12 protein-coding genes and 4 tRNA genes are annotated in these 16,077 nt (G+C 43.9%); 15 read left to right on the forward strand and 1 reads right to left on the reverse strand.

All coding sequences use genetic code 11. The features are described 5' to 3' along the window. Positions 1–140: 140 nt before the first annotated feature. The gene (locus QUF61_RS13645) at positions 141–2,399 is read left to right on the forward strand and encodes a sulfatase-like hydrolase/transferase (RefSeq protein ID WP_289682187.1); all 2,259 of its coding nucleotides are present in this window, start codon (positions 141–143) and stop codon (positions 2,397–2,399) included. Positions 2,400–3,126: 727 nt separating this feature from the next. On the opposite strand, the gene QUF61_RS13650 is transcribed toward QUF61_RS13645, so the two are convergent. Next, positions 3,127–4,146 carry an IS110 family RNA-guided transposase gene (locus QUF61_RS13650; RefSeq protein ID WP_289682188.1) on the reverse strand — a complete coding sequence of 340 codons (1,020 nt, stop codon included), beginning with the start codon at positions 4,144–4,146 and terminating at the stop codon, positions 3,127–3,129. 158 nt (positions 4,147–4,304) lie between these two features. Here QUF61_RS13650 and QUF61_RS13655 point away from each other — a divergent pair, with 158 nt between their 5' ends. The 14 genes from QUF61_RS13655 to rpoB all read left to right on the forward strand — a co-directional run bounded on the left by QUF61_RS13655 (position 4,305) and on the right by rpoB (position 15,963). Continuing rightward, positions 4,305–4,868: a hypothetical protein gene (locus tag QUF61_RS13655; RefSeq protein WP_289682190.1), complete on the forward strand. Its 564-nt coding sequence runs from the start codon at positions 4,305–4,307 to the stop codon at positions 4,866–4,868. An 87-nt stretch (positions 4,869–4,955) separates the two neighbouring features. After that, positions 4,956–5,975: a hypothetical protein gene (locus QUF61_RS13660; RefSeq protein WP_289682192.1), complete on the forward strand. Its 1,020-nt coding sequence runs from the start codon at positions 4,956–4,958 to the stop codon at positions 5,973–5,975. A gap of 191 nt (positions 5,976–6,166) precedes the next feature. After that, a tRNA-Tyr gene (locus QUF61_RS13665) sits at positions 6,167–6,251 on the forward strand. Positions 6,252–6,300: 49 nt separating this feature from the next. Next, positions 6,301–6,374, forward strand: a tRNA-Gly gene (locus tag QUF61_RS13670). A 59-nt stretch (positions 6,375–6,433) separates the two neighbouring features. After that, a tRNA-Thr gene (locus QUF61_RS13675) sits at positions 6,434–6,509 on the forward strand. Between the two features lie 40 nt (positions 6,510–6,549). Beyond that, the gene (gene tuf / locus QUF61_RS13680) at positions 6,550–7,740 is read left to right on the forward strand and encodes an elongation factor Tu (protein ID WP_103921904.1); all 1,191 of its coding nucleotides are present in this window, start codon (positions 6,550–6,552) and stop codon (positions 7,738–7,740) included. A 91-nt stretch (positions 7,741–7,831) separates the two neighbouring features. Beyond that, a tRNA-Trp gene (locus QUF61_RS13685) sits at positions 7,832–7,907 on the forward strand. 50 nt (positions 7,908–7,957) lie between these two features. Further along, positions 7,958–8,329 (forward strand): preprotein translocase subunit SecE, encoded by a 372-nt coding sequence (secE, locus tag QUF61_RS13690; RefSeq protein WP_103921935.1) that lies wholly within the window; start codon positions 7,958–7,960, stop codon positions 8,327–8,329. 9 nt (positions 8,330–8,338) lie between these two features. Beyond that, entirely contained in the window at positions 8,339–8,908 is a 570-nt protein-coding gene (gene nusG, locus QUF61_RS13695; protein WP_103921905.1) for a transcription termination/antitermination protein NusG, read from the forward strand. 137 nt (positions 8,909–9,045) lie between these two features. Then, positions 9,046–9,480 (forward strand): 50S ribosomal protein L11, encoded by a 435-nt coding sequence (rplK, locus tag QUF61_RS13700; protein WP_103921906.1) that lies wholly within the window; start codon positions 9,046–9,048, stop codon positions 9,478–9,480. Continuing rightward, positions 9,480–10,181 (forward strand): 50S ribosomal protein L1, encoded by a 702-nt coding sequence (gene rplA / locus QUF61_RS13705; RefSeq protein WP_103921907.1) that lies wholly within the window; start codon positions 9,480–9,482, stop codon positions 10,179–10,181. Before rplK ends, rplA begins: the two co-directional genes overlap by 1 nt. A gap of 301 nt (positions 10,182–10,482) precedes the next feature. Further along, positions 10,483–11,013 carry a 50S ribosomal protein L10 gene (gene rplJ, locus QUF61_RS13710; protein WP_289682193.1) on the forward strand — a complete coding sequence of 177 codons (531 nt, stop codon included), beginning with the start codon at positions 10,483–10,485 and terminating at the stop codon, positions 11,011–11,013. A 43-nt stretch (positions 11,014–11,056) separates the two neighbouring features. After that, positions 11,057–11,434, forward strand: a complete 378-nt coding sequence (gene rplL, locus QUF61_RS13715; RefSeq protein ID WP_103921909.1) for a 50S ribosomal protein L7/L12 — start codon at positions 11,057–11,059, stop codon at positions 11,432–11,434. Positions 11,435–11,865: 431 nt separating this feature from the next. Then, complete coding sequence (gene rpoB, locus QUF61_RS13720) at positions 11,866–15,963, forward strand: DNA-directed RNA polymerase subunit beta (RefSeq protein WP_103921910.1); 4,098 nt, start codon at positions 11,866–11,868, stop codon at positions 15,961–15,963. Positions 15,964–16,077 lie beyond the last annotated feature (114 nt).

The following is a 16,077-nucleotide window of genomic DNA, read 5'->3' on the forward strand; positions in this document are numbered from 1 at the left end:
AATCACTTGGGACAATCTTTTAATGTTAAACTAGTCTTATGTTTTGGTTTTTATATACAATAATTTCAATTCCTACCGTCCTTTGCTTTTTTTATAGCAACCAAGCGAGTTTTTTGTCGTTACTGAATTCCTTGCTGTTTTTGTTGTTATCATCTTTTGCTATATTTACTCTCAGTTCCAAACACCAGCAAAAAAATATCGCTTTTTTATTGGCTTTGAGCTTGCTTTTACCTATTTTTGTTTTTGAATTAATGCGTTTTGTTTCATTTTATTTCCAAGGTGAAGGTTTTAATGCCCGTTTCTTTTTTCATCTTAGCTGGAATAGTTTGTTAGAAGCAGGGGCTGCATATCTGCTATTAATCACTGCTGTAATCTTCCTGTTATCACTTTTTGTAGTACTTATTTATCAATGTACAATCAGAAAAATCGGTAAAAAGATTCCATATTATTTTGCTATATCCGCACTGCCACTCTGTTTGTTACTCAATTTCGCACTTAAAGAGTTCGTTTTATTACAGTTTTTCCCGTTTGGTATCGCCAATACATCTTTTGACATATCAAAACTACAAGAGATGGGGCTTAATCCAACCGCACTAGAGAAAGTTGAACTGCAAGCCAGTTCTGGGAAAAATTTGGTATTTATTTATCTTGAAAGTCTAGAAAATATATATCTGGAGGAAGAGATTTTTCCAGGGCTAACACCGAATATACAACAACTTGCCAATAATGGTTTACGTTTTACGGATATACAGCAAACACCAGGAACTGAGTGGACTATTGCTGGAATATTTGCTTCTCAATGTGGCACACCTCTGGTTTATGGCAATAGTATTATTTCTGGTAATGACATTATTCAAAACGGTTATCTAAAACATGCAGTTTGTCTTAGTGATTTGTTGCACCAAGCAGGATATAAACAATATTATATTGGTGGTGCTTCTGTTCGTTTTGCAGGTAAAAGTGATTTTTATAAAAACCATCATTATGATCAAGTATTGGGTTATGACGAATTAATTAATGAACTTCCTGATAAAACCTACAAAACAGGTTGGGGGCTTTATGATGACAGTTTATTCACACTTTCTGTACAGACTTTTGAACGTTTAGCAAAAGAAGAACAACTTTTTAATCTGACTATTTTAACAATAGATACGCATCAACCTGCTAAACCCTCCCATTCTTGCAGTAATTATTCTGCTTTACAAAACAAAACACTAGATGCAGTACATTGCACAGATCAACTAGTAAATAATTTTATAAAACGTATATCTAAACACCCTGCATTTAAAAATACCATTGTAGTATTGTTTAGTGATCACTTAGCAATGATGAGTCGTCAAAAAATATTTCCACCAGAATATCATCGCAAATTATTTTTTGCCTTGCTAAATGGAGATAAAAAAGGACTGAACACGCGGCAAGGCAGCCATATGGATATAGTTCCAACCACGCTTGCAGCCCTTGGCATTAAACACAATGCCGCTTTTTTAGCTGGAAATAATCTACTTGCTACAGAACCTCAAAAAACCTTGGTAGATTTTAAAAATGCAGAAGTACAGCAGGCTATCCGACATGTAAACAAGAATTTTTTCTCTAAAGATTACTCACTTTGTCAAGATAACCAGCTTTTACTCAAGATGGAGAACTCTAAAAGCCTTCGTATTGGCAATCAGATATTATCATTGTCCTCGGCTGGAATACCTGCAACACCACAACGTTATACAAAAGATTTAGCTATACTTGCATACCTAGATGATTCTGGCAAAATTGAAAATGCCTCCAGTGTGCATTTTAATAGCCTGCCATACCTGCTCACACGTAGCAAAGACTCCATTTTTCTACTGATAACTCCAAACAAGGAATTGCCTTATGGATTGGATAATTTCACTGTCTCAGAACATGGCATCAAGGTGCTGATAGGAAAATTTAATGGTTCAATTTTTTCTCTTGGCAAGTTCAAAAATTTACATCAGTTACAAATTCCTGGTGAAAACTGCCATGCCATATTACAAAAAACCAAGATACCAACTCGCAAAAATCATCCTCAGCCTAAACTTGACTCACTTTGTATTGAAAAAAATCAATTTGCAGCACATTATGATCGGAAAAATAAACACTTAATTATTCCAAAAGTGGCATTACCTGACGGTCTCATCAGCAGCACCCTAGTTAAAGAATCAGAAAAATATTTCTCTTTGCATAGTTTTTCACCTATAAAAGAAGAGATAACAAAAGCAGATAATTGCATTGCTTATTATGTAAATAACCTATTATATATTCCTTCCCTGCTCATCAAAGATGGAGATAATGAAAAAAAAATAGCTCCCCTGGAAATGAAAATGATTTTAAAACACTCATATATATTTGAAATTAGGAAGCAGGATATCGATAAATTATGACCTAAAAACTCCCTATTCGCTATACCTAACGGATTGGACTTTGGACAAAGTACCCCCCCTACCTCTTACCGAGGTTATCACAACATCTTCCCCAAATTAACTTTAAGCGTAACCGTTCAGACCCCCAATAGGGCAATAGAAATTGAATAGAAATTGAAGACATATATGGACACCCCGCTAATGTCAAGTTTTTTTCACTTTTTCTTTACGTCAATATTCCTCAAGCAAGCACAGAGCTAACAACAATGGGGGTTTGGGGGTATCACCCCCAAATAATCATCACTACTCCCTGTTTTTGTACCAACTCGCCTTCGGGTGCCAAATCCCCTTTTTACTGGTGTACTCTGTAAAATGGCACGTTGAACCCTCCCACTCTTGCTCACCTTTGTGTGGAGCGGTTGACATTGTTCTCACCGATCCCAGTTGGTTCGGCTACTACCTATCCTGATGATAAAATCTAATCCAAAGCAGCACCAGCATTTGAGTCAATAACGGTCTTCGACATATATCCGGCTTCTGTTGATAATCTCATATTATTAGAGTTATCGAGCCCTGATGAGATTCAAGATTCCCCGCCGCCTCTGCACCCATAAGGTCTTTATGACCGCTGTCTTAACTCAGGCTCTGACAGGGAAAACCGTTTTATTTCATCACTGCTGTGTACCGTCTTGGGCAAGTATTCTATTTGCTTTATATATTTGCCTTTATGCGTTGATTATTCCTTGGTTTATGTTGCCTGATAATTTTGTTTATGCGCCAGCACTGCCCAGATAATACGCGCCAGTTTGTTTGCCAGGGCGACAATGACTTTACAGGGATGAGCTCTGGCACTGAGTGCTTGCAGCCATAAGCTGAGTTTGTCGGTTTTAGCGCCACTCCAGTTTAATACCGTGCATGCGCCATGTATCAATAAGCGTCTTAAATGACTGTTGCCACGTTTACTGATGCCTGATAAGCGGCTTATTTCCCCACTGGCATGTTGTTTCGGTGTCAGCCCTATCCATGCTGCCATCTGCCGACCATTTTTGAAGTATTTGGCATCACCAACGGCAGCCAGCATATTGGCGGCGATAATCGGGCCAACGCCGGGAATGGTTTGCAGGCGTTGATAATCTTCATCAGTTTGAAGCAATGCTATGGTCTCATTTTCAGTTTCCTGGATACGTTTATCATAGGCCAGCAGTTCTTGATAAAGCATCTGGATAAATTTTCGTGCGACTGGCGTTAATGGTTGCTGTGCATCCTCCAGAATATCCGGCAGGCCTTTGCGCAGACGATATAAGCCAGTGGGTAGAATAATCCCGTATTCAGCCAATAGCCCCCTTAGTTGGTTACTGGTGGCGCTACGCTGACGAATCAGGCGCTCCCGAATACGTTGCAGCGATTGAATGTCTTGTTGTTCCAATGTTTTGACCGGAACAAAGCTGGCTTTAGGTCGATGCGCGGCTTCGGCAATGGCAATTGCATCATTATGGTCATTTTTGTTGCCTACGACAAAAGGCTTGACCTGATAGGGTGGAATCAATTTAACCGTATGTCCAAGCACGGCAATAGCTCGACCCCAGTGATGGGCGCTATAGCATGCTTCCATAACCACTTCCGTTGGCTCAAATTGTGACAAGGTGGCAAGCAGTTTTTTGCGGCTTACTTTTTTGTTTATCACAACTTTGTTGTGCGCATTTAACGCACACACCTGGAATATATTTTTTGCCAAATCAATACTGATGATACTATGTTTAGTGTTCATGATGGATACCTCATCTATTTCAAGGTTATATACCTTCAGTTTGGCACATTACGATGCCGATAATGGTGGGGTGTCCATCTCAGCACCCACCTAAATTTGAAAAAAATACCATTTCTGTTATCCTGTCCTAAAACCTGAATTCAAAGAGGGATAAAGCCATGCCCATGCCACGCAAAGAACAAGTAAGCAAACACACCAACGGTCATTATCACTGCGTCAGTCGTGCCGTGCGCCGCGCTTTTTTATGTGGCGTTGATAAACAAAGCGGCTGCAATTATGAACATAGGCGGCAATGGATATTGGACAGGCTGGAACTACTTGCTGGACAATTTTCAGTTGAGGTCTGCGCTTATGCCATTATGAGCAATCATTACCATTTGGTGCTGCATGTGGATTATGAGCAGAGTTTGACCTGGAATGCTGAAGAAGTGGTCAAGCGTTGGTGTACTTTGTTTCCACCGCAGGCTTTAAAAGAAAGTGATGGTAAACAGTTTGATGATGAAGTAGTCAGTGCTTATTTTGCGCGGCTGGCGGCGGATGAGGAAAAGGTGGTCTTGTGGCGCGAGCGTCTGGCCGATTTAAGCTGGTTTATGCGCTGTCTGAATGAGCCGGTTGCACGCCAGGCCAATAAGGAAGATAAGTGTACCGGGCGGTTTTGGGAAGGACGTTTTAAATCTCAGGCTTTATTGGATGATGCCGCTTTGATTAGCTGCATGGCGTAAAAAATTACAAGACACCCACCTAAATTTGAAAAAAATACCATTTCTGTTATCCTGTCCTAAAACCTGAATTCAAAGAGGGATAAAATCATGCCCATGCCACGCAAAGCACAAATCAGCAAACATGCCAACGGTCATTATCACTGCGTCAGTCGTGCCGTGCGCCGCGCTTTTTTATGTGGCGTTGATAAACAAAGCGGCTGCAATTATGAACATAGGCGGCAATGGATATTGGACAGGTTGGAACTGCTTGCCGGGCAGTTTTCGGTTGAGGTTTGCGCTTATGCCATTATGAGCAACCATTACCATTTGGTACTACATGTGGATTATGAGCAGAGCTTGACCTGGGATGCTGAAGAAGTGGTGAAGCGTTGGTGTACCTTGTTTCCACCGCAGGCTTTAAAAGAAAGTGATGGTAAACAGTTTGATGATGAAGTAGTCAGCGCTTATTTTGCGCGGCTGGCGGCGGATGAGGAAAAGGTGGTCTTGTGGCGCGAGCGTCTGGCAGATTTAAGCTGGTTTATGCGCTGTCTGAATGAGCCGGTTGCACGGCAGGCCAATAAGGAAGATAAGTGTACCGGGCGGTTTTGGGAAGGGCGTTTTAAATCTCAGGCTTTATTGGATGATGCCGCTTTGATTAGCTGCATGGCGTATGTTGACCTCAATCCGGTACGCGCCGCCATTGCGCAAACTCCGGAAGATTCTGAATTTACTTCTTTTGCAGCAAGAGTTGAGACTGAAAAAAAATCATCCTCAAAACCACAAAGCCAATGGCTTTTACCTTTTGCTGAGACTAAAAAAATCGGGAAACCACAAGTCACGCAGAATGCGCATGTTTGCCTGCCCATCAGCCAGGAAGAATATTTTGAACTGGTGGACTGGACCGGGCGCTGTATTCGTGATGGTAAACGTGGTGCTATTCCTGCGCATATTCAGCCCATTTTGCAACGTTTGGAAATTAAGCAGGATAACTGGGTAGATGGTATACAGCATTATGGCAATCATTTTTATAAGGTTGTTGGCATCATGCGGCATTTGCTGGAAGAGACTGAGCGGCAGGGACAAAAATGGTTTAAGGGCCAAACTGCTGCTCGGTTGTTATACCAATAGCTGATATAGCTGATATTTTCATTATTTATGTTGCGTGTTGATTGAGTATTTTCTCAGCCCGTTACTGCGTTATCGGCAGGGGAATATCAGAGAAAAATAATGTGGAATATGTTGGTATAATTTTTAAAATTAATTTTTTTTACAAAAGTGCTTGACAGGGACGTCAGATTTCTGCAAAATGCGCGTCTTTCGGAGGGGTACCCAAGCGGTCAACGGGAACAGACTGTAAATCTGTCGGCTCAGCCTTCGGAGGTTCGAATCCTCCCCCCTCCACCACTTTTTAGAGTGAATCGCGCCATAAGTAGCTTGGTGATTCCAGAGTCAAGCGGGTGTAGTTCAATGGTAGAACCTCAGCCTTCCAAGCTGATGATGTGGGTTCGATCCCCATCACCCGCTCCAGTTTATTTTGTTTTGTGCTGAAGCGTTCTATACTGGATTTTCCTGATTAAAAGTAAATTGCCCATATAGCTCAGTCGGTAGAGCACTTCCTTGGTAAGGAAGAGGTCACCAGTTCAAATCTGGTTATGGGCTCCATAATGTTTTGTTCTAAAGGTTCTTGTGGGAGACAAAGTCGATGTCTAAAGAGAAGTTTGAGCGTGGCAAGCCACACGTTAATGTCGGTACCATCGGTCACGTAGATCATGGTAAAACCACTTTAACAGCAGCGATTACCAAGTGCATGGCAGAGCGTCATGGTGGTGAATCCAAAGCCTATGACCAAATCGATAATGCACCAGAAGAGCGCGAGCGCGGTATTACCATTGCAACTGCGCACGTTGAATATGAATCTGATAACCGTCATTATGCGCACGTTGACTGTCCTGGACACGCGGATTATGTGAAAAACATGATCACCGGTGCAGCACAGATGGATGGTGCGATTCTGGTGGTTTCCGCAGCAGATGGCCCTATGCCGCAAACCCGTGAGCATATCCTGCTGGCGCGTCAGGTAGGTGTGCCTTATGTTGTTGTCTACATGAACAAAGCGGACATGGTGGATGACGAAGAATTGCTGGAACTGGTGGAAATGGAAGTGCGTGAACTGCTCGACAGTTACGAATTCCCAGGTGATGATACCCCGGTTGTTATTGGTTCTGCATTGAAAGCGATTGAAGGTGACCAGAGTGATATTGGCGTACCTTCCATTAATAAGCTGGTTGAAGCATTAGATTCTTATATTCCAGAGCCAGAGCGTGATATTGATCAAGCCTTCCTGATGCCGATTGAAGATGTATTTTCTATCTCTGGTCGTGGCACGGTGGTTACGGGTCGTATCGAACGCGGTGTGGTTAAAGTCGGCGAAGAAATTGAAATCGTTGGTATTAAAGAAACCACCAAAACCACCTGTACCGGTGTGGAAATGTTCCGTAAACTCCTGGATTCAGGCGTTGCTGGTGACAATGTGGGTGTGTTACTGCGTGGTACCAAGCGTGAAGATGTTGAGCGTGGTCAGGTATTGGCTAAGCCGGGTTCTATTACTCCACATACCCATTTTGAAGCTGAAGTTTATATTCTGAGTAAAGAAGAAGGTGGGCGTCATACCCCATTCTTTAATGGTTATCGCCCTCAGTTCTATTTCCGCACCACCGATGTGACCGGTGCAGTTGAACTGCCTGAAGGTGTGGAAATGGTTATGCCAGGTGATAACGTGAAAATGGATGTTACCCTGATTGCACCGATTGCAATGGAAGAAGGTTTGCGCTTTGCGATTCGTGAAGGCGGTCGTACCGTTGGTGCTGGGGTTGTTTCCAAAGTTATTGAATAAAGTTGTATAATATATTATCAGTTACCCGTTGCAGGGTGGCTGATAATATGAAAATGTCTTGTTCTGTATTGTATTATTTTCCATCCTTTACAGGCCAGTAGCTCAATTGGCAGAGCGGCGGTCTCCAAAACCGCAGGTTGGGGGTTCGATTCCCTCCTGGCCTGCCATTTTTTTATGGCAGTCCTCCTGAAATTCCCTGAAAGAGATTGTGGCGCGCATGAGCACAAAAGCTGAAGCAGCAGTAAATAAATCTGATCTGCTTAAATGGGCAGTTGCCTGGTTATTATTAGTTGCCGGTCTTGCTGGTTTTTATTACTTTTCTGATAGCTCCACTTTATTACGTGTTTTAGGTCTGTTGCTGACTGCCGGCGTATTTGTTGCCATTGCTTTGACAACGGATAAAGGTCAGTCTATCTGGAGTTTTGCCAAGGATTCACGAACTGAGGTTCGTAAAGTCGTATGGCCTTCCCGTCAGGAAACACTGCAAACAACCCTGATCGTCATTGTTGTGGTGATTATCATGGCTTTGTTGATTTGGTTGGTAGATAGTCTCTTGCTGTGGATAGTAAGAGCCTTAACGGGTAGCTAGGTCAATATTATGTCAGAAGAACAGACTTTGCGCTGGTATGTGGTTCATGCCTATTCAGGCTTTGAAAAAAGTGTGGAACGTTCTTTAAAAGATCGTATTCGCCGCAGTCAATTGGAAGAGGCTTTTGGCAAGGATCCTGAGTCGGGTGAAATACACGTCTTGGTACCCACAGAGCCTGTGACTGAAATGCGCGAAGGCCGCAAAAGAACAACAGAGCGCAAACTTTATCCCGGTTATGTGCTCGTAGAAATGGCCATGAATGATGATACCTGGCATTTGGTCAGGGATGTGCCTAAGGTAATGGGCTTTATTGGTGGCACTAAAGAAAAACCTGCGCCTATCAGTGAACAGGAAGCCAATACAATTTTACAGCGCGTGCATGATAGCGCCGAGAAACCACGGCCTAAGATTCTGTTTGAAGTCGGTGAAGTGGTTCGGGTTATTGATGGCCCTTTCAATGACTTTAATGGCGTTGTTGAAGAAGTTAATTATGAGAAAAACCGTTTACGTGTCGCGGTATTGATTTTTGGGCGCTCAACGCCAGTTGATCTTGAGTTTACCCAGGTTGAAAAAGAATAATCCATAGAGACGTAGCCATGCTACGTCTCTATAATAAATAAACACAGTGCCCAGATGCTAAAACATTTGGGCGCTGTGTTTTGTTTTTTATAGAAACGGGGAGCTGAAAAGCGTTTGCACCCAAGCAGGAGTTGAACATGGCGAAGAAAATTGTTGCCTATATTAAATTACAGGTGAAAGCCGGTCAGGCTAATCCAAGTCCACCTGTTGGCCCGGCCTTAGGTCAGCATGGTTTGAATATTATGGAATTCTGCAAGGCTTTTAATGCCGCCACGCAGAGTTTGGAGCAGGGTTTGCCTGTTCCTGTTGTGATCACGGCTTACAGTGATCGTAGCTTTACTTTTGTCACCAAATCACCACCTGCCGCTGTTTTGCTGAAAAAAGCAGCCGGTATTGCCAGTGGCAGTAAAACCCCTCATACCGATAAAGTTGGCAAGGTTAATCGCGAGCAAATGGAAGACATTGCGAAAACCAAATGGGAAGATCTGACTGCTGCGGACATGAATGCAGCAGTAAGAACCATTGCTGGCACTGCGCGTAGCATGGGTATTGAAACGGAAGGGGTGGAATAATGGCGAAGTTATCAAAACGCGCAAAAGCGATTAAAGAAAAAGTAGAGCCAGGCAAGGCTTATAATATCAGCGAAGCGCTGGACTTGTTGAAATCTCTGCCCTTGGCTAAATTTGCTGAATCTGTTGATGTTTGCATTAATCTGGGTGTTGATCCACGCAAATCGGATCAGGTTGTGCGTGGTTCTACAGTATTACCTAACGGTACCGGTAAAGCGGTACGGGTTGCTGTTTTTACCCAGGGTGCTAATGCTGATGCGGCGACTGCCGCAGGTGCTGATATTGTCGGCATGGAAGATCTGGCGGCTCAGGTGAAAGCCGGACAGATGGATTTTGATGTCGTAGTGGCTTCCCCGGATGCAATGCGCGTTGTGGGTCAGCTAGGCCAGATTTTAGGGCCGCGTGGTTTAATGCCTAACCCTAAAGTGGGTACAGTGACCCCTGATGTGGCAACAGCAGTTAAAAATGCAAAAGCCGGTCAGGTGCGTTATCGCACTGATAAATCAGGTATTATTCACTGTAAACTGGCAAATACCAGTTTTGAAACCAGTGCAATTAAAGAGAATCTGGAAGCCCTGGTTAAGGATTTGAATAAAGGCAAGCCCAGCGCAGCAAAAGGTATTTACCTGAAAAAAATGACCGTTTCCACGACCATGGGGCCGGGACTGGCAGTTGATGTTGCTTCACTGGATATCAAATCATAATCTGCTTGAAAAAAATTTTTGGGACTATTGAGCATTCTTTTTTAGGGAAACTCAATAGTCGTCAAAGACCGCAGATATTTCAAAAAATGGAATTTAATTGCATCTAAAGATGCTGTCTGCGCAGACGACAAACGAAAATCGATATCAGGATTTTCAGTGCGTCGTAAGGTATGAAAAAAATCTGAGGTTAATTATCAGTATTTTGTTTATACCTAATAGGCGTGAATGGTTAAACCATTCATACAACTCTTGGTTGAATGCGTTGTTACGTTTTCAACCTCTCCGTTAATGAGGTAAGCAAGTGATTAAGCTTGAAGATAAGCGCGCCATTGTTGCAGAAATCGCTGAAGTCGCATCCAATGCTTACTCTGCCGTGATTGCAGAATATCGCGGAATGAGTGTTGGTGACATGACGGAGTTGCGAGTTAAAGCGCGTGAAGGTGGTGTGTTTCTGAAAGTTGTCAGAAACACGCTGGCTCGCCGCGCAGTACAAGGTACCGAGTTTGAATGTATGGTGGACGCTTTAAGCGGCCCCGTGATACTGGCCTTTTCTATGGAAGAGCCTGGTGCTGCGGGTCGTATTGTTAAAGACTTCGCCAAAGACAATGATAAACTGGTGGTTACAGGTGTCGCGATGAGCGGCCAATTGATGCCAGCAGAAGCCATTGAAAAACTCGCGAAGATGCCAACTTACGATCAGTCCATCAGCATGCTGATGTCGGTGATGAAAGCACCGATTGAGAAATTTGTTCGTACCCTGGCAGAGCCTCATGCAAAACTGGTTCGTACCCTCGCAGCCGTTCGCACAGAAAAAGAGCAAGAAGCTGCTTAATTGCAGTTTTTTCTCACTACTTTTTAATTTTTAGGAGTACTCAATGTCCCTGTCTAATGATGAAATTTTAGAAGCCATTGCCAATAAAAGCGTAATGGAAGTTGTTGATCTGATCACCGCAATGGAAGAAAAATTCGGTGTGTCTGCCGCTGCGGCTGTTGCTGTTGCAGCACCAGCAGGTGATGGTGGTGGTGAAGCCGCTGCTGAACAGACTGAATTTGATGTGATGATGACCAGCTTTGGCGCTAATAAAGTATCAGTGATTAAAGCCGTTCGCGGTATCACTGGTCTGGGCCTGAAAGAAGCTAAAGCAATGGTTGAAGGCGCACCAGTTGCAGTGAAAGAAGGCGTTAGCAAAGACGAAGCAGCAGACGTTCAGAAACAGCTTGAAGAAGCTGGTGCCAGCGTTGAAGTAAAATAAAATAGTTTTTAACTGAGTTACGAAAAAGCTTCATTTTTATGCTTTAAAGCATAAAAAAGCCGCTTTTTCTCCACGCTGATTTTTGAAGAGTCCAGGAAAAGCTAAGATTCAAAGTAAAATCAATCAGCGTATGTAATATCAGTTATTGATTATTTTATAAATTAAAAATTAGTACCTGGATACCAGGTACTAATTTTTATTTGAATGTTTTTGGACGGTTCCTTGGGAACAAGCAACAATATTTAACAAACTGATTGAACACCCAACGCAGATTTTGAAAAATATTTTAGCTGGTAGTGAAATACTGCCGGCTTTTTTGCGTTTATAAAAATAGTGCGCTGCAAATGCGCGGCGTGTTGCGTGTTTTATTATCGATTCTATCAGGCGATATCTTACCAAGTTTGTCGCTGTTTGCGGAGGCAGGAGTCATCATGACCTATTCTTTTACAGAAAAAAAACGTATTCGTAAAGATTTTGGCGAATTGCCCTCAATTCTTGATGTACCCTATTTGTTGGCTACCCAAGTAAATTCTTATCAGTCTTTTTTGCAAAAAGACAAAACGCCTGATGGCAGAGAAAATCGTGGTTTGCATGGTGCATTCAGTTCCGTATTCCCCATTGAGGGTTATTCCGGGAACGCGACGCTGGAATATGTCAATTACCGTTTGGATAAACCCCCTTTTGATGTCACTGAATGTCAGATTCGCAGCATGACCTATGCCGCGCCCTTGCGTGTCAAAGTACGTCTGGTGGTTTATGACAAGGACGCAAAAATCAAAACCGTCAAGGACATTAAAGAGCAGGAAGTCTATATGGGCGACCTGCCGTTGATGACGCAAAACGGTACCTTTGTGATTAATGGCACAGAGCGGGTGATTGTGTCACAGTTACATCGTTCTCCCGGCGTATTTTTTGACCACGACAAGGGTAAAACCCACTCTTCCGGTAAATTATTATTTTCCGCGCGGGTGATTCCCTATCGCGGTTCCTGGCTGGATTTTGAATTTGATCCCAAAGACAGCATTTTTGTACGCATTGACCGTCGTCGTAAATTACCTGCCTCCATCTTATTGCGCGCACTCGGTTATAACAATAATGAAATGCTGGAAATGTTTTTTGAAACCAATGCGTTCAAGCGTGAAGGTGATGCGCTGAGAATGGAGTTGGTGCCGGAGCGTTTGCGTGGAGAAACGGCAGCATTTGATATTACCGGGCCAGATGGCGAAGTCATTATTGGGCAAGCTAAAAAAATTACCAAGCGCCATATTAAAAAACTGGAAGCCGCTAATATTACCTCCCTGGAAGTCCCCGGCGACTTTATGCTCAGCAAGGTCATCGCGCATGACATCATCGATACCTCAACGGGAGAGATCCTGTTTCCTGCCAATACTGAAATCACTGAAGAAGTATTGACTTCAATGATGATTGAAGGCATTAAAGAATTTAAAACATTGTTTACCAATGATTTGGATCGAGGGCCTTTTTTATCTAATACTTTACGTATCGATCCTACAACAACACCGTTGGAAGCACAGGTCGAAATTTATCGCATGATGCGCCCCGGTGAGCCACCGACAAAAGAATCTGCCGAAGCCTTATTTAATAATCTGTTCTTCAGCGAAGACCGCTATGATCTCTCTGCGGTGGGTCGTATGAAATTTAACCGCAGAATTGGGCGCGAAGAAAGTACCGGTTCCGGCATCTTATCCAAAGAAGATATTCTGGATGTACTGAAAGAGCTGATTAATATCGGTAATGGCCTGGGTACGGTTGATGATATTGACCACTTGGGTAACCGCCGTATTCGCAGCGTGGGTGAAATGGCAGAAAACCAGTTCCGTATTGGTCTGGTGCGGGTAGAACGCGCAGTTAAAGAGCGTTTGTCCTTGCCTGAGGTGGATGCCATGATGCCGCAGGAACTGATTAACGCCAAACCTGTATCCGCAGCGATTCGCGAGTTCTTCGGTTCCAGTCAATTGTCACAATTTATGGATCAGAATAATCCCTTATCCGAAGTGACGCATAAACGCCGTGTATCAGCCTTAGGCCCTGGTGGTTTGACTCGTGAACGCGCAGGTTTTGAGGTGCGTGACGTACATCCTACACATTATGGTCGTGTTTGCCCGATTGAAACCCCTGAAGGGCCGAACATCGGTTTGATTAACTCCCTGGCAGTTTATGCGCGCACTAATAAATATGGTTTCCTGGAAACGCCCTATCGTAAAGTTGTTGATGGCGTAGTTAAGGATGATATCGAATATTTGTCCGCGATTGAAGAAGGCCAGTTTGTGATTGCGCAGGCTAACGCGCCGCGTGATGAAAATGGTTTGATTAATGTTGAATTTGTACCTTGTCGTTATAAGGAAGAATTCACCTTAAAACCAGTTGCCGAAGTGGCTTATATGGACGTGTCACCACGTCAGATTGTCTCGGTTGCGGCGGCTTTGATTCCATTCCTGGAGCATAATGATGCTAACCGCGCATTGATGGGATCAAACATGCAACGTCAGGCGGTACCGGTATTACGTGCTGAGAAACCCCTGGTAGGTACTGGCATTGAACGTGCCGTGGCTAAAGACTCCGGCGTGGTAGTCGTGGCGGATCGTGGCGGTATTGTTGATTCCGTTGATGCCTCGCGTATCGTGGTACGGGTTAATGATAAGGAAGTGATGGCAGATGAAGGTGGGGTGGATATTTATACCCTGACCAAATATACCCGCTCCAATCAGAATACCTGTATTAACCAAAGGCCACTGGTGAGAGCCGGTGATAAAATCAGCAAAGCTGATGTGCTGGCTGATGGCCCATCGACCGACTTGGGAGAGTTGGCGTTGGGACAGAATATGCGCGTGGCGTTTATGCCTTGGAACGGTTACAACTTTGAGGATTCTATCCTTATTTCCGAGCGCGTTGCCGAAGAAGATCGCTTCACCTCAATTCATATTGTGGAATTAACCGCAGTCGCGCGTGATACCAAATTAGGGCCGGAAGAAATTACTGATGATATTCCTAATGTGTCGGAATCTGCGCTGAACAAACTCGATGGTGCGGGTATTGTGCATATTGGCGCGGAAGTGCGCCCCGGTGATATTCTGGTGGGTAAGGTTACACCAAAAGGTGAAACCCAGCTCACACCGGAAGAAAAACTGCTGAGAGCGATTTTCGGTGAAAAAGCCTCTGACGTGAAAGACAGTTCCTTGCGGGTGCCTTCCAGTACCTTTGGTACAGTCATTGACGTTCAGGTGTTCACCCGTGATGGCGTGGAAAAAGACAGTCGTGCGATTGAAATTGAGCAGGCGGAGTTGATTAAAATCCGTAAGGATTTAAATGATCAGCAGCGTATTCTGGAGGAAGATACTTTCCAGCGTTTGCAAAAATCTTTGAATAATAAAGTCGCTTTACGTGGTCCCAATGGTCTCAAAGCCAGTGCTAAAATCACTAAAAGCTATCTGAAAGAACTGCCTCATGAGCAGTGGTTTGACATTGTCTTAAAAGAAGACGAGCTTAATACACAATTAGAGCGTGCCAAAGAACAATTGCAGAAACATCGCCGTATGGGGGATGAGCTGCTGGAAGAAAAACGCCGTAAATTAGCCGCTGGCGATGATTTAGCGCCCGGCGTATTAAAAATGGTCAAGGTGCATCTGGCGGTAAAACGCCGCATTCAGCCCGGAGACAAGATGGCGGGACGGCATGGAAACAAAGGGGTTATTTCCATGATTGTGCCGGTTGAAGACATGCCGTTTATGGCTGATGGCAGCCCGGTGGATATTGTCTTAAATCCATTGGGGGTACCTTCGCGTATGAATATCGGGCAGGTGCTGGAAACCCATCTGGGCATGGCAGCTAAAGGCATTGGTTATAAAATCAACCAAATGCTGGATGATTATCGCCGTGAGGAAGAAGATAAGCAGGCACGCGTCGATAAACTGCGCAGCTTTATGGAAGAAGTCTATAACAGTCGTGGCAAAAAAGAAGACCTCGACAGCTTCAGTGATGAAGAACTGTTGGAAATGGGACATAATCTGAAACGTGGTGTACCCATGGCAACGCCAGTATTTGATGGTGCCAGTGAAAATGACATTAAGAAAATGCTGACCCTGGCAGACCTGCCTGACAGTGGGCAAATGCAATTATACGATGGACGTACCGGCGAGCCTTTTGAACGTAAGGTGACAGTGGGTTATATGCACATGCTGAAACTCAATCACCTGGTGGATGACAAAATGCACGCACGTTCCACCGGGCCTTATAGTTTGGTAACGCAACAGCCATTGGGCGGTAAGGCACAATTTGGTGGGCAGCGTTTCGGGGAAATGGAAGTCTGGGCGCTGGAAGCCTATGGCGCAGCGTATACCTTGCAGGAAATGCTGACAGTGAAATCCGATGATGTGAACGGGCGTACCAAAATGTATAAAAACATAGTTGATGGTGATCATCGAATGGAAGCAGGTATGCCGGAATCCTTTAATGTGCTGGTGAAAGAAATCCGCTCATTGGGGATTGATATGGAGTTGGATCGGGATTAATTTAACCTGAGTTCGACGTAAGCTTCTTTTTGCGCTAATCACGCAAAAAATCGCTTCCGTCTCACACTAAGTTTTTGATAGTGCATGATGGATTTAAGCATTTCTGGAAAAAAA

It is taken from the genome of Candidatus Venteria ishoeyi (assembly GCF_030378065.1).
Classification (GTDB): Bacteria; Pseudomonadota; Gammaproteobacteria; order Beggiatoales; family Beggiatoaceae; genus Venteria; species Venteria ishoeyi.